Origin of the sequence: Granulicatella sp. WM01, from assembly GCF_004570605.1 — a bacterium.
In the GTDB taxonomy this organism is placed as follows: Bacteria; Bacillota; Bacilli; order Lactobacillales; family Aerococcaceae; genus WM01.
The window spans coordinates 21,479-40,056 of sequence record NZ_SPPB01000008.1 but is presented as its reverse complement, the minus strand read 5'-3'; the positions used below and the strand labels follow the sequence as shown (position 1 = coordinate 40,056).

The 18,578-nt window shown below is 32.7% G+C and carries 15 protein-coding genes and 1 other annotated feature; of the genes, 14 read left to right on the top strand and 1 reads right to left on the bottom strand.

Going from position 1 to position 18,578, the window contains the following annotated elements; translation table 11 throughout:
• The first annotated feature begins 10 nt into the window (after window positions 1–10).
• Window positions 11–219, top strand: a binding site (T-box leader).
• Between the two features lie 205 nt (window positions 220–424).
• The 8 genes from E4T68_RS02340 to pepV all read left to right on the top strand — a co-directional run bounded on the left by E4T68_RS02340 (window position 425) and on the right by pepV (window position 9,839).
• Window positions 425–1,015 carry a GNAT family N-acetyltransferase gene (locus E4T68_RS02340; protein ID WP_135123736.1) on the top strand — a complete coding sequence of 197 codons (591 nt, stop codon included), beginning with the start codon at window positions 425–427 and terminating at the stop codon, window positions 1,013–1,015.
• A 53-nt stretch (window positions 1,016–1,068) separates the two neighbouring features.
• The gene (locus E4T68_RS02335; RefSeq protein ID WP_135123734.1) at window positions 1,069–3,717 is read left to right on the top strand and encodes a valine--tRNA ligase; all 2,649 of its coding nucleotides are present in this window, start codon (window positions 1,069–1,071) and stop codon (window positions 3,715–3,717) included.
• Window positions 3,718–4,762: 1,045 nt separating this feature from the next.
• A complete protein-coding gene (locus E4T68_RS02330; protein ID WP_135123732.1) occupies window positions 4,763–5,197 on the top strand; it encodes an NUDIX domain-containing protein in 435 nt (144 codons plus the stop codon).
• 79 nt (window positions 5,198–5,276) lie between these two features.
• Complete coding sequence (locus E4T68_RS02325; protein WP_135123730.1) at window positions 5,277–6,341, top strand: Xaa-Pro peptidase family protein; 1,065 nt, start codon at window positions 5,277–5,279, stop codon at window positions 6,339–6,341.
• A 21-nt stretch (window positions 6,342–6,362) separates the two neighbouring features.
• On the top strand, window positions 6,363–6,734 hold the full coding sequence (locus tag E4T68_RS02320; protein WP_135123728.1) for an Asp23/Gls24 family envelope stress response protein: 372 nt from the start codon (window positions 6,363–6,365) through the stop codon (window positions 6,732–6,734).
• The gene (gene nusB, locus E4T68_RS02315) at window positions 6,727–7,167 is read left to right on the top strand and encodes a transcription antitermination factor NusB (protein ID WP_135123726.1); all 441 of its coding nucleotides are present in this window, start codon (window positions 6,727–6,729) and stop codon (window positions 7,165–7,167) included. Before E4T68_RS02320 ends, nusB begins: the two co-directional genes overlap by 8 nt.
• Window positions 7,168–7,219: 52 nt before the next feature.
• Window positions 7,220–8,374 (top strand): MFS transporter, encoded by a 1,155-nt coding sequence (locus E4T68_RS02310; RefSeq protein WP_135123725.1) that lies wholly within the window; start codon window positions 7,220–7,222, stop codon window positions 8,372–8,374.
• A 61-nt stretch (window positions 8,375–8,435) separates the two neighbouring features.
• Window positions 8,436–9,839, top strand: coding sequence for a dipeptidase PepV (pepV, locus tag E4T68_RS02305; protein WP_135123723.1), 1,404 nt, complete (start codon window positions 8,436–8,438; stop codon window positions 9,837–9,839).
• A 587-nt stretch (window positions 9,840–10,426) separates the two neighbouring features.
• Here pepV and E4T68_RS02300 read toward each other — a convergent pair.
• A complete protein-coding gene (locus E4T68_RS02300) occupies window positions 10,427–11,716 on the bottom strand; it encodes an N-acetylmuramoyl-L-alanine amidase (RefSeq protein ID WP_135123721.1) in 1,290 nt (429 codons plus the stop codon).
• 186 nt (window positions 11,717–11,902) lie between these two features.
• Here E4T68_RS02300 and E4T68_RS02295 point away from each other — a divergent pair, with 186 nt between their 5' ends.
• The 6 genes from E4T68_RS02295 (at window position 11,903) to queA (ending at window position 18,578) form a co-directional block, all read left to right on the top strand.
• Window positions 11,903–12,898, top strand: coding sequence for a RodZ domain-containing protein (locus E4T68_RS02295; RefSeq protein ID WP_135123719.1), 996 nt, complete (start codon window positions 11,903–11,905; stop codon window positions 12,896–12,898).
• An 11-nt stretch (window positions 12,899–12,909) separates the two neighbouring features.
• A complete protein-coding gene (gene pgsA, locus E4T68_RS02290) occupies window positions 12,910–13,437 on the top strand; it encodes a CDP-diacylglycerol--glycerol-3-phosphate 3-phosphatidyltransferase (RefSeq protein WP_135123717.1) in 528 nt (175 codons plus the stop codon).
• A 37-nt stretch (window positions 13,438–13,474) separates the two neighbouring features.
• Window positions 13,475–14,722 (top strand): competence/damage-inducible protein A, encoded by a 1,248-nt coding sequence (locus E4T68_RS02285; protein ID WP_135123715.1) that lies wholly within the window; start codon window positions 13,475–13,477, stop codon window positions 14,720–14,722.
• A complete protein-coding gene (gene recA, locus E4T68_RS02280) occupies window positions 14,712–15,824 on the top strand; it encodes a recombinase RecA (protein WP_135123713.1) in 1,113 nt (370 codons plus the stop codon). The genes E4T68_RS02285 and recA overlap by 11 nt, the downstream gene beginning before the upstream one ends.
• Before the next feature lie 706 nt (window positions 15,825–16,530).
• Entirely contained in the window at window positions 16,531–17,547 is a 1,017-nt protein-coding gene (gene ruvB, locus E4T68_RS02275; RefSeq protein ID WP_135123711.1) for a Holliday junction branch migration DNA helicase RuvB, read from the top strand.
• A 2-nt stretch (window positions 17,548–17,549) separates the two neighbouring features.
• Window positions 17,550–18,578 carry a tRNA preQ1(34) S-adenosylmethionine ribosyltransferase-isomerase QueA gene (queA, locus tag E4T68_RS02270; RefSeq protein ID WP_135123709.1) on the top strand — a complete coding sequence of 343 codons (1,029 nt, stop codon included), beginning with the start codon at window positions 17,550–17,552 and terminating at the stop codon, window positions 18,576–18,578.

Sequence of the window (18,578 nt, the reverse complement as noted above, 5' to 3'; positions counted from 1 at the left end):
ATGGTATAATGCGTTTACGGTGATTAAGAGGAGTAGTGCTTTTGAGTGTTATAGAGAGGATGAGTATGGTGAAATCATCTACATCAAAGGCATGAAGGTAGCTTATGAGATAATAGACTGAACTAAAAGTAAGTTTATTCGGAGAGTATCTTCGTTAACAACAAAGAGTATCTTAGTAGAGATAAATTTAGGTGGTAACACGGCAAAGTCGTCCTATTAGCAATAGCTGATAGGATGACTTTTTAATTAAAGATTTAATATGGAACAGTCGCTGTCTAGTGTTAGAGATTCAATATAGGATAGTTGTATGTTCATCATTACATTTAATATGAGGTATTTGCATGTTTAGTGCCTAGATTTTCCAATAATTTTTACATTGATAACTATTAAAAATTAAAAAAAGATACTTGGAAAGGAGTAAACAATGAAAATATTAGATGAATTTAAAGATAATATGTTGCCTACTGTTGAAACAAAACGTTTAATTTTAAGACAAAGAACAGTAGACGATGCTACAGACATCTTTGCTTATGCTCATTTAGAATGTGTTGCCAATCCGGCGGGATTTATTCCTGCAAAGACTGTTCAAGATAGTATTGATTTTATAAATTTTTTACATAAAAAAACAAAAGAATCAACGATTCCAAGTGGATACGGCATTACATTAAAAGAGAATAATATTGTCATTGGGTCAGTCGATTTTAATCGTCGTTATGGTAACCAAGAACATATTTTAGAGTTAGGATATGCACTCCATCCGGATTACTGGGGACAAGGTATTGTTGTTGAGGCTGCTAGAGCATTAATTGATGTGACATTTATGCTTTTAAAGGATATTCATAAAATCGGAGTATCTCATTATGCATTAAATCATCAAAGTAAGCGAGTTATCGAAAAACTTGGCTTTATTTATGAGGGGATTTGCCGAGATGTTTATGTTTTGAATGGGTGTTATTATGATGGGTATCAGTATGGTTTGTTAAGAAAAGAGTGGGAAGAGAATTCTCGTGTTTAATAAATGTGGAATAAAATATAGAATGAAAATACAAAGAATGTGAGGAAATGCTTATGACAACATTGTCAACGAAATATAATTCAAAAGAGGTAGAACAAGGAAAGTATGAAAAATGGATAGAAATGGGTGTGTTTAAGCCAAATGCTAATCCAGATGCAAAACCGTATTCAATTGTTATTCCACCACCAAATGTAACTGGAAAATTACACTTAGGTCACGCTTGGGACGTGACATTGCAAGATGCAATTATTCGTCAAAAGAGAATGCAAGGATACGATACATTATGGCTTCCAGGAATGGATCATGCTGGCATTGCTACTCAAGCAAAAGTAGAAGAAAAACTACGTGGTGAGGGCATATCACGTTATGATTTAGGTCGTGAGAAATTTCTTGAAAAAACATGGGAATGGAAAGAGGAGTATGCACAGACTATTCGTTCACAGTGGGCAAAAATGGGTATATCTGTTGATTATAGCCGTGAACGTTTTACATTAGACGAAGGCTTATCTCAAGCCGTTCGCAAAGTATTCGTGTCTTTGTATGAAAAAGGAATTATTTATCGTGGGGAATATATCATCAACTGGGATCCAGCTGCAAAAACAGCTTTATCAGATATTGAAGTGATCCATAAAGACATTCAAGGGTATGAGCATTATTTTAAATATATGTTTGATGATAACAGTGGAAACTATTTAACCATTATGACAACACGCCCAGAAACAATGTTTGGAGATGGTGCTATTGCGGTGCATCCTGAAGATGAACGTTATACGCATTTGATTGGTCAACATGTTATAGTACCACTAACAGGATATAGAATTCCAGTTATTGCTGACGAGTATGTTGATATGGAAAAAGGTTCTGGGTGCGTGAAAATTACACCTGCACATGATCCTAATGATTTTGAAGTCGGATTACGCCATCAGATTAAACAAGATATTATTATGAACCTAGATGGGACTATGGCAAGTACATACCGTGTACCAGAAAAATATCATAATTTAGATCGCTACGAAGCACGGAAGTTATTTATTCAAGATGCAAAAGAAGCTGGATTATTAGAAGATATGGTTCCTATTGTGCATAGTGTTGGCCATTCAGAGCGTACAGGTGTTGTTGTAGAACCACGTTTATCAACACAATGGTTTGTAAAAATGGAAAGTTTAGCCAAGCAAGCAATTGAAGCACAAGCAACACAAGAACGTGTTGAGTTTTATCCACCACGTTTTGAACAAACATATTTAACATGGATGGAAAATGTACATGATTGGGTAATTTCTCGTCAGTTATGGTGGGGACACCAAATCCCTGCATGGTATCACAAAGAAACAAATGATATGTATGTTGGTATGGAAGAGCCAAGTGATAGTGAAAACTGGGTACAAGATGAAGATGTACTCGATACATGGTTTAGTTCAGCGTTATGGCCATTTTCAACAATGGGTTGGCCTGATAAAGATAGTGCCGATTTCAATAGATATTTCCCAACAAGTACATTAGTTACAGGATATGATATTATTCCATTTTGGGTTAGCCGTATGATTTTCCAAAGTTTAGAATTTACTGGTCAAAAACCTTTTAGTAATGCATTAATTCATGGGCTAATTCGTGATAAAAATGGGTTGAAAATGAGTAAATCTCTTGGAAATGGAATTGACCCAATGGACGTTATTGAGCAATATGGAGTAGATGCATTGCGTTGGTTCTTGTTAAACGGTTCAGCTCCAGGTCAAGATGTCCGTTATATTGATGAAAAAGTTGAAGCTTCATGGAATTTCATTAATAAAATTTGGAATGCAAGCCGCTATGTATTTATGAACGTTGGCGATATAGATATGGGTAACATTGATTTATCAGGTCAAAAAACTTTAGCAGATCGTTGGATTTTAACACGTTTAAATCAAACGATTGAGCAAGTCAGCCAATTATTTGAAAAATTTGAATTCGGTGAAGCTGGTAGACAACTGTATAATTTTATTTGGGATGATTTTTGTGATTGGTATATTGAAATGTCTAAAGAAATTTTGAATGGACAAGATAATAGTGCCAAACAGACAACACGTAGTATTTTATTATATGTTTTAGATAATATTTTACGTCTATTGCATCCTATTATGCCATTTGTTACAGAAGAAATTTGGCAAAATATGTATCCAAACCAATCTATTGTCGTTGCAGAATATCCAAGTGTTGATGGAACATTGAGCGACGAAACAGCTTTAGAAAGTATGGATAAATTAATTGAGATTATTCGTAGTGTGCGGAATATTCGCCATGAAGTGAATACACCATTATCTAAACAAGTACCTATGTTTATTAAAACAGGAACACAGCAATTAGCTGATTTATTACTTGCTAATCAAGACTATATTGTTCGCTTTTGTAATCCGTCTGAATTAACGATTAGTACAAGTGTGCTTCCTCGAGGAGAAGTGATGAGTTCTGTTATATCAGGAGCAGAAATTATATTGCCACTTGCAGGATTAATTAATGTTGCTGATGAAATTAAACGTTTAGAGAAAGAAAAGGAAAAATTAGAAAAAGAAGTGCTACGTGTTGACGCTAAATTGGCGAATCAAGGATTTGTGGCTAAAGCACCTCAACAAGTTATTGAAGCTGAACGTCAAAAAGGAGAGGACTACAAGATACAATTAGAAACAGTTGAGCAAAGAATACTAGATTTAAAAGCTATGAATGCGTAATTTATAGGGAATATTAGAGTGTTAGTTAGTTAAAATGCTCTCTTGAAACATTATGTGTGATATAGACAAGTTGTGCTAATTTTTCGGTGCATGATAGTGGTAATTAACTAACGATTTAATCCAATTTATAAAAACATTGTGTTGATAAATGTTTTGCTTACCAACACAATGTTTTTGTATATAATGCGAAAAATCTGAATGTTTTCAAAAGTAAATATCAAATATGATAGGAAAAGAAGGGGGATTGTAAAGGAATACTAGCACAACATGATGTCTGATCCTTACTTGTTTGATATAAGAATAGTGGGCAATCTTTAAATGGAATAAAGTAAATATATATGCTTTTATCACTTATATCTTGAATGAGTTACTATTTAATGTTTTGTTTTTACTTATGGATTTAGTGTATAATAAATATGGTCAAATATAAAATGATTAAAAATGTATTAGATTGAAAATGATATGAAAATGGCGTGTATTTTAAAGTGTAATGAACAATAAATTGTTAGTAAATGAAGAAGTATTAGAATATATTGTACTGCATAGAAAAGTTGATTGATGAGTGGTTAGATAGAATATCAAGTATTCGTATTTAAGTTAAATAATCTCTTTCAGATTATGGAGAGTGGATATTTTGAGTAGACTTAGTTGATGTTTGTTTAAACTATTGTGGATAAGGAGTACAGTTATTATAGTCTGAAACTTCCTATTGTAAAATAGGTAATGTGTTCAATTAAAAGAGGATAGATGTCATAGTATACAGATATTTTATGACAAAGTGTTGCTATCATAAACTATTTTCTCAATAATTCATGTAAATATTGATACAATATAAAGGAATAAAATTAAGAAAATATGATGTGCTATGTATTCATTAAACTATATCAATCTAATTGTTTAAAAGCATTTTATTTTTTGTAGTTTTGTGCATTTAGCTAGTTAAAATGAATTAAATATTTGTTCACTAGAGATGATTATGATTGTATTGGTACAGTATAGAAAAATGTCTAGCAATAATTATCCTAAATGAAAGGAGTGTCTTATTATGCGATTTAAAACACCTTCAGCTGTTTATGGTATCATCATAAATGAAAATAACCAAATTTTGCTTCAAAAACGCTTGGGTGGTGTATTTCATGGACTATATGATGTTGCTATTAGTGGTCATGTAGAGCCTTTTGAAAAGATGACAACAGCACTAAGACGTGAAGCTAAGGAAGAAATTGGGATTCATATAGAGCATAAAGATTTAGAATTTGCTATTTTATTACATTCTTATTATGACAGTGTGATTTATTATAATGCTTATTTTAAGATTAATAATTTTATAGGAGAAGCAGTAATCAATGAGCCTAACAAAACAAGTGAACTAGCTTATTTTGATTTGGAAAATCTTCCTACTAATCTTATTCCAGATAGACGTGTTGCTATTGAGCATTACTTGAAAGGAGAGCATTTTGTAGAATATGGCTGGTTTTAAAAATTAAATAGTGTTAAAATGGTATATTTCAACTAAATTTGTTATAATTAACCTAGTTTAGAAGTGGGGAGTGAAAGAGATGTCAAGATTAGAAAACGTCCAAAAAAAATTAGTAGAGCAAGGCTTAGATGCTCTATTAGTGACAAATATGTATAATTTAAGATATGTAGCGCATTTTACTGGTACAACAGGATTAGCTGTCATTACACAAAAAAGGGCTTATTTTGTAACTGATGCCAGATATACAGAGCAGGCATCTAAACAATGTACCGGTTTTACAATTGTACAAAATATTGGTCCTATTTTACACGAAGTGAAAAAAATTGTTTCAGATGAGTCGATAAAAAGATTAGGGATTGAAGATGCGTCTATGCCTGTTGGTGAATATGATACATTGAAACATTTAGTTGATGCACAATTAGTTTTTGCAACAGGGATAATTGAAGATTTACGCATGATTAAAGATGAAGAAGAGATGAATACCATTCGCCAAGCTTGCCAAATTGCAGATAGAGCATTTGAATATATTCTGACTGAAGTTAAGCCTGGTGTGAGTGAAATCGAATTGGCAAACAAAATGGATTTTTACATGCGTTCATTAGGCGCAACTGGAGTATCGTTTGATACGATTGTAGCAAGTGGGTATCGTTCAGCTATGCCTCATGGTGTGGCTAGTCATAAATTGATTGAAAAAGGTGACTTTATCACGTTTGATTTTGGTTGCTATTATAATGGTTATGTTTCAGATATGACAAGAACTGTATCTTTAGGAAATCCAACCCATGCACAATTGAAAGAGATTCATCATATTGTTTTTGAAGCACAACGTTTAGTCAATGAGAGTGTTAAAGCAGGAATGAGAGCTTCAGATATGGATAAAATAGCTAGAGATTATATTACACAATGTGGGTATGGTGATTACTTTGTCCATTCAACTGGGCATGGTATTGGGTTAGAAATTCACGAAGCCCCTGCGATTTCAAGAGCCTCAAAAGCAATTTTAGCACCTGGATATGCCATAACTAATGAACCGGGAATTTATTTACCGGGTATTGGTGGTGTGAGAATTGAAGATGATTTATTTGTTCATCACGACAGCGTTGAAATTGTCACGAAATCAAACAAAGAACTTATTATTTTATAAACACAATAAAGGAGATCAAATATGACTAAGAAAGCAGATACAGTTTTTGGTACTGTTGAAATCGCTCCAGAAGCGATTGAGTTTATTATTAATATTGCCGCTTCTAAAGTAAAAGGCGTCCATCATGTGCAAGGAAATATGACATCCATGAGTGGAGAATGGTTTAAGCGTGCTTTATCCCCTAAAGGTGTTCATTTAAAGGTAAATGAACAAGGTCATTTTGAAGCAGACGTCTTTGTGTCTGTATATTATGGAGCTAGTGTGACAAAAGTAGCCAAAACAATTCAAAAACAAGCAAAAGAACAAGTGTTATTTATGTGTGATATTGCAATTAGCCAAATTAATGTGTATATTACAGACTTAGTAACAGAAATAGGTGAACATTTTGGCTAAACAGAAACAATTAACAAGAAGAGAAATTCGTGAAAAGGCTATTCAAACTCTTTTTCAATTAAGTATGAACCAAGAAGTAGGATATGGTAAAGCAATAGAGTCTGTGCTAAATCTTCATGATGATGAGGATGTATGTTACAGTGTAGATGATGTTCCTTATTTAAAATCAATAGTTGAAGGTGTAGAACAACATAAATTAGCCATTGATCAAAAAATTCAAGAACAATTAGAAAATTGGAGTTTTTCAAGAGTCACGAAAATAGATTTAGCTGTTTTACGTGTAGGTGTTTATGAATTGTTTTACGTTTCTGATGAAGACGTGCCAAAAAAAGTTGCAATTAATGAAGCAATTGAATTGGCAAAACATTTTAATGATGAAAAAGCAGCGAAATTTATTAATGGTATTTTATCTGGAATGGTAGTATCCGAATAAAGCGGGAGAAGTCTCTCTCGTTTTATTCATTTTATATCATTGTGAGGAGATTATGAAATTTAAGAATAGTTATTTAAGTTATGTCATGATGTATGTGTTTTATTACATGTCGCTTGCTTTATTTTCATCATTAATTGCGGTATATTTAACAAATAAACAGCTATCGAGTGTTGATATAGCAAGTGTTTTAGCAATTGGTTTGTGTGCTTTATTAAGTGTCCAGTCCATTATTGGATATTTGAATGATCGTTTTAATGGGAAGTATGTGAATATGCTATTATTAGCAAGTACAATAATAGGCTCTTTTTTGTTTATATTCATGACAAATGTTTGGACAATTACTATTGCATATAGTTTTGTATATGCTTTATTATTTGGAGTCAATCCTGCTATTGAAGCTATGGCAATGTCTAGTCCATTTAGATTTGGGAGTATACGAGTTTGGGGAACATTAGGTTATGCTTTAGGTGTACAAGTTGTTGGATTTGTTTACTATTACATTAATCCCGATTTTGTCTATATATTATATATGTTAGCAATTTTTTTGTGTTTAATTGGCTTTTGGGCGGTTCATTTAGACAATCCAATTCAAGTTAAAAAGACAGATTGTCAGTTTCATTTTTTAGATATATTTACACATAAGCAGTTTATTATTTATCTATGTAGTGTTTTGTTATTTTATGGTACGATTAGTGTATCTGGAACGTATATTCCCAATGTATTAATAAGGGATGGTATAACAATTCATGTGACATCTACGATTGTGTCTTTAGCGGTTCTAATTGAATTGCCTCTAGTGCTGTTTTCTCATTTATTTATGGATAAACTAAAAAGTAAAACTTTACTGTTTAGTATGCTCATCTTAGAAATTATTCAATTTTCAATTTATGCGTTTGTTCCTAACGTATGGATGAAAGTTATTGCAACATTATTATTTAAACACACATTAGGTATGATTTTTATTATGACCAATCTAAAAATTGTTAAACAACTAATACCAAGTCATCTTCAAGGAAGTGCTTTAGCTTTAGTGGCAACAGTGGGAAGTGTATCTGCTATTATATTGCAGAAAATGACAGGATATATTATTACAGAAAATCAGTATGAGGCAGGGTATATGTTACTTATTGCTTTTGTAGGGATTGCAATATTTTTTGTAACATATTTAAAAATATCAGATAAACAAGATATATCATTATTCAATTAGATTGAAATACATGAAAGTACAGTAGCATTTATGTTATACTTAAAATAAGGAGGAGTCTAATATGCAAATAAATTGGATAAAAGAAGTAGAAAAAAGAAAACAAGATTTACTAGAAGATTTGAATACTTTATTACGTATTGACAGTGTAAGACGTGATGATTTAGCAAGTGATGAAGCACCCGTTGGACCGGGGCCAAAAGAGGCTTTAGAAGCATTCTTAAAAATAGGTGAGCGCGATGGATTTAAGACAAAAAATGTTGGAAATTTAGCAGGCCACATTGAATTTGGTCAAGGTGAAGAATTAATGGGAGTATTTGGTCATGTTGATGTTGTTCCGGTTGGAACAGGATGGGATACAGATCCGTTTACGCCAACTATAAAAGACAATCGCTTATATGCTCGTGGTGCCAGTGATGATAAAGGACCTACTGTAGCAGCTTATTATGCAATTAAAATGATTAAAGAGTTAGGTTTACCAGTCAATAAAACATTACGATTAATTATTGGAACAGATGAAGAAAGTGGCTGGAAATGTATGGACAGATATTTAGCGACTGAACGAAAACCAGATTTTGGTTTTTCTCCAGATGCTGATTTCCCAATTATTAATGGAGAAAAAGGAATTTTAACATTAAAAGTTCATAAAAACAGTCCTGTTACACAACATGCCACTAAACTATTGTCATTTGAGGCTGGTTTACGTGAAAATATGGTACCACAAGATGCAAGAGCTATTGTATCGTTACCAGTATCTTTGGAAGAAGTTGAAGAGGCTTTGGCTGTTTTCGTACAAGAAAATCCAGTTAGTGCTACCGTGAGACAAGAAAACGAAACATTTGTGATTGATGTAGTTGGAAAAGCATCTCATGGAATGGCGCCTATGAATGGTATTAATGCCGGAACATATTTAGCTGTTTTTTTAAGCCAATATGATTTTAGAGATTCTGATAATATGTATTTATCACTTATTAAAGACACTTTACATGGTGAGTATTATGGCGAGTATTTAGGATTAAGCCATAATGATGATATTATGGGAGAGTTAACAATGAATCCTGGTGTCTTTACATATAAACATGGTGAAAAAGGATCAATTTGGTTGAATTTCCGCTATCCTAAAGGAGTTAGTGCAGAGCAATTAGAAGAAAAATTATCGCTTGCTCTAGCAGATTATCAGGTTGACATTGAAGCTGGAAAATCACAAACACCACATTATGTTCCAGCTGACGATCCAATGGTTAAAGTCCTTTTAGATGTTTATGAAAAATATACTGGTCATAAAGGTAGTGAAAGAACTATTGGTGGTGGAACGTATGGACGCTTATTAGATCGTGGAGTAGCATACGGTGCAATGTTCCCTCATAGTATTGATACTATGCATCAAGCAAATGAATTTATCGATTTAGATGATTTATTTAAAGCAACAGCCATTTATGCAGAAGCTATCTATGAATTAATTAAATAGACTTATAGGTCGCGTTGATAAACTAAAAAGTTTATCAACGCGACCGTTTTTTATAGATAAATGCCCTATTACATTAATTTATAAACAAAACTATCTATTGAATTGATAATTATTTAAAAATGAGTTAACAATTAAAAATAAATGAAGTAATATGTTTTTGTAACATATCAAATTCTAATGAAATAAAAGGGGAAGAGTGCAATAAAACATTTTTGTATCAGTCAATAAAGGATGAAAAATATGAAAAAAATTATTTTTGCTTTAACTGTAATAAGTTTTATAATTGGAGGGGTATCTATACCTATATGATGTATGAATTGGTCCATTAGAGAATAATTAAAAGTATAAAAGAATAAGACATGAGTATAGATATATGCCTAAATATCAGTGTAAGACCTTTTTATATACATATTTAAAAGGTGTTGATGGCTTCTTTTTGTAAGCTATCAACACCAAATATTATAGAACCTTTTATTTGCACATTAATGATACGTGATAATAGTAAAAAGTGGAAAGATTTTTTTCGAATTTTTCCACTTTTTTGTTATATTTAAGACTTTTTTTCAGTCCTTTTATTACTTGTACATTTAATTAGAAAAATAATGTTGTAAGGCTTTTAAAATATGTTGAGATACTTGCTCTCTATAAGCATCTGAATTAAAGATATTTACATCACTTGTATTGTTCATATATCCTAATTCTAGTAATACAGCAGGGGATTTTGATTCTCGCAATACAACAAAATTACTAACTTTTTTACCGTTTGATTTTAATGGTAGCTTACGCAATTCTGACTCAAGCAAGTCGGCTAATAAAGTGTCTTCGTAGTGTAGATAATGAACACTTGTTCCACTTGGTCCTGTTTGTTCTGAAGAATCATAATGTAAGCTAATAAACACGTCCGCATTTTCTCTATTGGCAACGTCACTACGTTTAGATAGGTCTACATCATTATCATTTTCCCTAACCATAATCACTTTAGCTCCAGCAGTTTCCAGTACTTTTTTTAATGTATCGGCTGTTTTTAACGTCACTTCTTTTTCACTTACTTGCTTAGTCGAATCTAACGCACCACCGTCAACTCCACCGTGCCCAGCATCAATAACAATTTTAGCTTGGTTGATTTGTTTAGCTTGAGTGCCGATACGTTGTGTAACATTTTCTTTATAAGTAACAGCATTAGAGTTAACAAAACCTTGTAAATCTTCAGAAGTTAATGTGCCATAATAATGATTATTAGACACCTTTGAATCAGCCACAATTAATTCATCACCAATTAATAAATTACCTAAAGTTGATCCACCGCTTGCTTGGCTTAATAGAGGTGTTTCTGTTTTGACTTTAACTAAGTTCACGCTAGGATATTGTTTTTTAACTGTTTGTTGATTTTCTTCAGAATGGGCAGAAGTTAGTAAATCTGACTCAACCCATGCAACAGACTGATTATAAACAATTTGGCTCCAATTGTTTTTTTCATAGTATTTTAAATAGGTCGTATTAGTGTCTAGTTTTCCAATTTCTTTATCGGTTGAACGATGATCTTTGTAGACAGAAATTCCGGATTTTATTGGTTTAACGAGAGAAGCAGAGTTTGAAACATTCACTATTTCGCTCTCTAAATCATCTGTTAGTACCCAACCAGTATGATTGTTTGTGAAAATTTGTGTCCAATCATTTTGTTTCTTTAAAATAGTCATTTTTTCCCCTTTTAAAACCAATTCTTGCAAAGAGGTCTGTAAATTAGGTGTAGAGCGAATGGCCAAGTAATCTGATTTTACTGTATTTTTAACAGAGAGGTAGAGGAAAAATATATTCAATATTAAGATAGTACAAATTGTTAAAGTTAAAATACGTCGTTTTTTTCTTTTGTTATACATAATGTAGTCCTTTAAAAATAGTTTACATTATCTAGTATAGCAATAATATCAGGTAAAGAGCAAATAAAATATCATTTTTTACGAAATGAATACTATAAAATTAAAATATTTCCTAAATATATGGTATAATGTTTTTGTTCGCATATCGCTAAAGCGATAATAGTTAAAAAGGAGTCATATAGATTTATGTCAACATTAGGTTCTAAATTAAAAGAAAAAAGAGAAGAATTAGGACTTACTCTAGAAGAAGTTAGTCAAAAAATTGAAATTCAACAAAGATATTTACAAGCATTGGAAGATGATCGTTTACATGTTATTCCTGGAGAATATTACATTAAAGAATTTGTCAAAAAATATGCTACAGTATTAAAATTAGATGGAAATAAATTGCTAAGTGAGTTGAGTAAGCAAAAATTAGAGGAAGAAACAACACAAGCTATACCTGTTGTGAATACACCAGAAAAGCCTATTATGGTCGAAGATGATTCAAATACTGTTTGTTTAGAAGAAATGAATGAACAAGAGGAAAGTACAGACAAGGCGAGTGCACCGTTAAATAAAAAAAGAGTGAGTTTAGCTATTCTTTTAGGATGTCTTATTTTGGGAGGGGTTGGTTATGCCATTTGGCAATCTATTCAATCTACTACAAATATTTTGCATGTTCAAAGTGAAACATCTACACAAGAAACAAGCAGTATTTCTTTGCAATCTGAACAAACAACCACTTCAATTGAAACGACAACGACTACATCTACAGCAACTACAGTAGAAACTACGCAGGAAACGACAACACAAGAAACGACGCATGCTGTTATAGAAACAACACAAGCTAGTCGTGTACCAAGTTCTGACGGTTTCGCTGATTTATATAATAAACACACTGGTGTTGGTCAAAAGACTTATGGCTTAGGATATTCGTATGCAGGATATAATGGAGAATACAATTTTGTGCTTCAAGTTAGTGAACCAACATGGATTAGAGCATCTGTTAGTGGACGAACAATTTATGAAAATACTTTACAACCGGGTGTTCCAATTACAATTACTGCTAGTCAAGCTGCATCAGATGTCAATTTTTTAATTGGGATTTCATCAGCAGTTTCATTAACAATGAATGATGAACGTGTGGTTATCCCAACTAATTCAAGAGTTTTAAATCTAAATTTTGATTTAACAAAATAGGAGCTGGTATCATGAATATTGCCAATAAACTAACTCTAGCACGTTTATGTTGTGTGCCGTTGTTTATGTTATCTGTATATGGATTTAGTAGTTATGAACTAGCTACATTATTATTTATCTTAGCTAGTGTTACAGATTGGTTGGACGGATACATAGCAAGAAAATATCACTTAGTCACAACTTTTGGAAAATTTGCTGATCCTTTGGCGGATAAATTATTAGTTATGACAGCACTGATTATTCTTGTTGAAAAATTATCTGTTCCAGCATGGATTGTTGCCATTATTGTGTGTAGAGAGTTAGCTGTGACAGGGTTAAGATTGTTGCTTGTTCAAGATAGTGGAGTTGTTTTAGCTGCAGACTGGTCTGGAAAAGTTAAAACATTTACACAAATGATTGCAATTGTATTGATATTGATGTCAAACTTTAATATATCTTTTCCAATTGGAGAGATTTTTCTCTACTTAAGTGGAATATTGGCTATTTATTCAGGAATTGAATATTTTATAAAAAATAAACATGTATTTAAAAATTTATAAAAAAAACGTATATTATTGATGAGAGGGGGGAAACATTATGCAAAAAGCTGAAATTATTGCTGTTGGAACAGAATTATTAATGGGTCAAGTTGTAAATACGAATGCCACAGAGATTGCGCGTGTTATGTCGGAATTAAGCATTCCACTTTTTTATCAAAGTGTTGTTGGGGATAATCAAGAACGATTGATAGAGCAACTACGCCTAGCAAGTCAACGGAGTAATTTAATTATTTTATGTGGAGGGATTGGTCCAACCGAAGATGATTTAACTAAACAGGCTTTAGCGAAATTTTTGCATTTACCCCTTGATTATCATCAGCAAACAAAAGAAAAGATAATACATCATTTTGAACAAATTGGTAAGAAAATGCCAGAGAATAATTTGCGACAAGCACTTTATTTTGAACAAGGGATAGGTTTGTTTAATCACAATGGATTTGCTGTAGGGTTAGCCATTACAGTAGAACAGGTAAGCTATATTGTTTTGCCTGGGCCGCCAAATGAGTTAATGATGATGCTTGAAAAAGAAGTTAAACCTTACTTATCGAAGCAAGAAAAAACAGTTTTTTTCTCTAAAACATTGCATTTTATTGGGATAGGTGAATCCAAATTAGCAACTATTATTGAGGAATTTATTATTCATCAAACAAATCCAACACTGGCGATTTATGCCACTCCTGTAGATGTTAGTGTACGTATTACAGCAAATGGCAATTCAAAAGAAGAATGCTTAAATTTTATTCTCCCTATCCAACAAGCTATTGAACAACGCTTATCACAGTATTTGTATGGTTATGATGACGATACGCTAGCTAAATTACTTGTAGATAAGTTAACTAAACATCAGTTAACGCTGAGTGTAGCTGAAAGTTTAACAGGAGGTTGGGCTCAAAAAGAGTTGGTAGACGTTTCAGGTGTTTCTCGTTGCTTTAAAGGTGGAGTGGTTACGTATCAAAAAAATTCTAAGCAAGACGTTTTACATATTCCTTACCAAATATTAGAACAATATGGTACAATTAGTCAGCAATGTGCAAAAGAGATGGCTTTTCAAGTGAAAAAACTGTTTGACAGTGATATTGGGTTATCTTTTACAGGAATTGCGGATAGTCAAAGTGTAGAAAATAAACAATCGGGAACAGTATTTATCGGAATAGCTTATAAAGACAATCCAGTAGAGTGCTATGAACTAACTTTGCATCGTTTGCGTAATGAGAATAGACAACTTGCACTTAGACATGGATTAAATTATTTAAGAAAATTATTGGAGGACATTTATGGCAATTAGTGATGAAAGAATGAAAGCATTAGAAAAAGCCTTAAAAGAAATTGAAAAAGAATTTGGAAAAGGTTCTGTTATGCGTTTAGGAGATAGAGCAGATACTAAAATTGACGCTGTATCTTCTGGATCAATTTTAATTGATTCTGCACTCGGCATAGGTGGATTTCCTAGAGGTCGTATTATTGAAATTTATGGACCAGAGTCATCAGGTAAAACAACAACAGCATTACATTTAGTTGCTGAAGTGCAAAAAAATGGTGGAGTAGCAGCTTATATTGATGCAGAGCATGCTATGGATCCAGTATATGCGAAAAATTTAGGCATTGCTATTGATGATTTATTTTTATCTCAGCCAGATAGTGGTGAGGAAGCCTTAGAAATTGCTGAATCGTTAATTAGTTCTGGAGCTATTGATGTTATCGTTATTGACTCTGTAGCTGCGCTAGTACCTAAGGCAGAAATCAATGGTTTAATGGGAGAAGCACATGTTGGGTTGCAAGCACGTTTAATGTCACAAGCGTTAAGAAAATTATCTAGTGTGATTAGTAAGACAAAAACAATTGCTGTATTTATTAATCAATTACGTGAAAAAGTAGGTGTGAGTTATGGAAGTCCAGAAGTTACACCAGGTGGACGTGCATTGAAATTTTATTCAACTATTCGTATGGACGTACGTAAAGGAGAAGCTATTAAAACATCAAAAGATTCTGAAGTAATTGGAAATTCTACAAAAATTAAAATTGTCAAAAATAAAGTTGCTCCTCCATTCAAAGTAGTTAATGTTGATATTATGTATGGAGAAGGAATTTCTAAAACGGGTGAAGTGATTGACTTAGGTGTAGAGCATGGTTTTATTAAGAAGAGTGGATCATGGTATTCCTATGGTGAAACACGTATTGGTCAAGGTCGGGAAACTGCTAAAAAATATTTATTAGATCATCCAGAGGTTTTCAGCGAGCTAGATAGAAAAATCCGAATTGCTTTAGGTATTGTTGAACCTACAGAGGAAGAGGCAAAAAATTTAGCAGACGCTAATAATACCGAAGAAGTGACTTTAGATACTATTGATGATACGATTATTGCGGATTTATTAAATGAAGAAGATTAAATATTAAATCAAATCATTTACAATCCGAAGGTGAAATTGTTGGCAATACAACAATTTCAGCATACCATTTACATTATGGGTGGTGATTATACACGCAGCATCTGTCTGACTGGAGAACAAATATAAAAGGTCAAATTGTATGTGAAAATGGAGTGGTGTTGCTTTCATACTAGATGATCACATTAATATCAATACAGCTGGACAGCGGGATAGCATCAGAAATTTCAATTATTACCGATGTAGACTATAGATGAAGTATCTCGTGACTCTTGTATAAATTGATATGTATATTCTAGGGCTGAGAAAAAGCTAAACATTGTCTGAATTGATATGTTTAAAACTTTGAGAAATCAACGTTTATATGCGAAGATTTCTTAAAGTTTTTGTTATTTGTAGATCCTAGCATGAATGTTGAAAATCTAATGTTTGAAGCAATATATTTTTAAATAATATATTGTATATATAGCTCATGAAAAAGTGGAGAGTATTTTTATGTCAGCTTGGATTTTCATTATTATTAAAAATGATCTGAGGAATATATGAAAGTATATGGAATATAAGAGTGTGATTTGACTGTAGAATTTTGACCTATGAGTTAGTTTAATGTTACAATAGAATGCAGCAAATAAATAGATAGAAGATGTCTTTATTGTTCCGTTAAGATGTGGTAGTTTACAAGATATTTTATTGATAAAGAAAGGAGCGTATTATGGATACAGAAAGACTGTTGACAGGATATAGTGTAAGTGAGAGTGAAGAATTTTCAGAATTATCTTTGCGTCCTCAAAGATTAGGGCAATATATTGGACAAAGTCGTGTGAAAGATGAATTGTCTATTTATATTCAAGCGACTAAGGAACGGCAAGAATCACTTGATCATGTATTACTATATGGACCACCTGGATTAGGAAAAACTACTCTGGCGATGGTTATTGCTAATGAATTAGGTGTTAATATTAGAACAACAAGTGGACCTGCTATTGAAAGAACAGGGGATTTAGTGGCTTTATTAAATGATTTAAATGCAGGCGATGTTCTGTTTATTGATGAAATTCATCGTCTGCCTAGACAAGTAGAAGAGATGCTCTATTCGGCTATGGAAGACTTTTATATTGATATTGTGACTGGACAGGGACAAATGGCACAAGCTATTCATTTTCCATTACCACCATTTACTTTAATAGGTGCTACAACTAAAGCGGGTTCTCTTTCTGCGCCATTACGTGATCGTTTTGGAATTGTTTTACACATGGAATATTATGATGTAGATGATTTAACGGAAATCGTAAAACGCTCCGCAAAGATTTTGAATACCTCTATTGCAGCAGACGGAGCACGTGAAATAGGTCTACGTTCACGTGGGACACCTCGTATTGCCAATCGTTTATTAAAACGTGTCAGAGATTATACACAAGTTTATGGACGTGGAGAAATTACAAAAGATTTAGCAGATAAGGCACTGTCCTTGTTACGTGTAGATCATAAAGGGCTTGATCATGTAGATAGACAATTATTAGAAGCTATGATTACCCTATATCAAGGTGGACCTGTAGGATTGTCAACAATTGCGGCTAATATTAGTGAGGAAACAGAAACTATTGAAGATATGTATGAACCTTATTTACTTCAAACTGGATTTTTACAACGTACGCCAAGAGGGCGTATTGTCACGAAACAAGCGTACGAACATCTAGGATTTCCATATTCTAGTAAGGAGAATTGATTATGTTAACAACTAAAGATTTTGATTTTGATTTACCTGAACAGCTTATTGCTCAAACTCCTTTAAAAGAGAGGAGTCAGTCTAAACTTCTTGTGCTAAATAAAAAAAATGGGCATTATAAAGATGAAATATTTGTTGATGTCATTCATCATCTACATAAAGGAGATGTTTTAGTCCTAAATGATACAAAAGTATTACCGGCACGTTTAATGGGAACTAAGGTGGAAACAGGAGCTAATATTGAATGTTTATTATTAACTAATAATAAAGATGATGAGTGGGAAGTACTGATTAAACCTGCAAAGCGTGCTAAAGTTGGTACAGAGATTACTTTTGGAGATGGGCGCTTAAAAGCTACTGTAATTGGAGAAAAAGAGCATGGTGGACGTATTGTTCAATTTACTTATCAAGGTATTTTTTTAGAAGTACTAGATTCTTTAGGAGAGATGCCTTTACCACCTTATATTAAAGAAAAACTTGAAGATAAAGAGCGTTATCAGACTGTTTATGCTAAACAAGTTGGTTCAGCGGCTGCTCCAACAGCTGGGCTACACTTTACTCCTGAATTATTGCAGAATATTCAAGAAAAAGGTGTGCATATTGCTTATGTAACTTTACATGTTGGGCTAGGGACATTTAGACCGGTATCCAGTGAAGTATTAGATGAGCATCAAATGCACGCTGAATTTTATCAATTAACTGAAGAAAACGCTCAAATTATTCAGCAAGCTAAACAAAGTGGTGGGCGTATTATTGCAGTAGGAACAACCTCAATTCGTACACTTGAAACAATTATGAATACACATCATAACATTATTGCTTCTAGTGGTTGGACAGATATTTTTATTTTTCCAGGATACACATTTAAAGCAGTAGACGCATTTATTACAAATTTTCATTTGCCAAAATCCACTTTGGTTATGTTGGTGTCTGCTTTTGCTGGAAGAGAGCATGTCCTACAAGCATACGAGCACGCTATAAAAAATCATTATAGATTTTTCAGCTTTGGAGATGCCATGATTGTAGAGTAG

What these genes read in the sequence shown, in the direction of transcription:
- E4T68_RS02340 (WP_135123736.1), top strand. Translation starts at nt 425, where the DNA reads ATGAAAATATTAGATGAATTTAAAGATAATATGTTGCCTACTGTTGAA.
- E4T68_RS02335 (WP_135123734.1), top strand. Translation starts at nt 1,069, where the DNA reads ATGACAACATTGTCAACGAAATATAATTCAAAAGAGGTAGAACAAGGA.
- E4T68_RS02330 (WP_135123732.1), top strand. Translation starts at nt 4,763, where the DNA reads ATGCGATTTAAAACACCTTCAGCTGTTTATGGTATCATCATAAATGAA.
- E4T68_RS02325 (WP_135123730.1), top strand. Translation starts at nt 5,277, where the DNA reads ATGTCAAGATTAGAAAACGTCCAAAAAAAATTAGTAGAGCAAGGCTTA.
- E4T68_RS02320 (WP_135123728.1), top strand. Translation starts at nt 6,363, where the DNA reads ATGACTAAGAAAGCAGATACAGTTTTTGGTACTGTTGAAATCGCTCCA.
- E4T68_RS02310 (WP_135123725.1), top strand. Translation starts at nt 7,220, where the DNA reads ATGAAATTTAAGAATAGTTATTTAAGTTATGTCATGATGTATGTGTTT.
- pepV (WP_135123723.1), top strand. Translation starts at nt 8,436, where the DNA reads ATGCAAATAAATTGGATAAAAGAAGTAGAAAAAAGAAAACAAGATTTA.
- E4T68_RS02300 (WP_135123721.1), bottom strand. Translation starts at nt 11,716, where the DNA reads ATGTATAACAAAAGAAAAAAACGACGTATTTTAACTTTAACAATTTGT.
- E4T68_RS02295 (WP_135123719.1), top strand. Translation starts at nt 11,903, where the DNA reads ATGTCAACATTAGGTTCTAAATTAAAAGAAAAAAGAGAAGAATTAGGA.
- pgsA (WP_135123717.1), top strand. Translation starts at nt 12,910, where the DNA reads ATGAATATTGCCAATAAACTAACTCTAGCACGTTTATGTTGTGTGCCG.
- E4T68_RS02285 (WP_135123715.1), top strand. Translation starts at nt 13,475, where the DNA reads ATGCAAAAAGCTGAAATTATTGCTGTTGGAACAGAATTATTAATGGGT.
- recA (WP_135123713.1), top strand. Translation starts at nt 14,712, where the DNA reads ATGGCAATTAGTGATGAAAGAATGAAAGCATTAGAAAAAGCCTTAAAA.
- queA (WP_135123709.1), top strand. Translation starts at nt 17,550, where the DNA reads ATGTTAACAACTAAAGATTTTGATTTTGATTTACCTGAACAGCTTATT.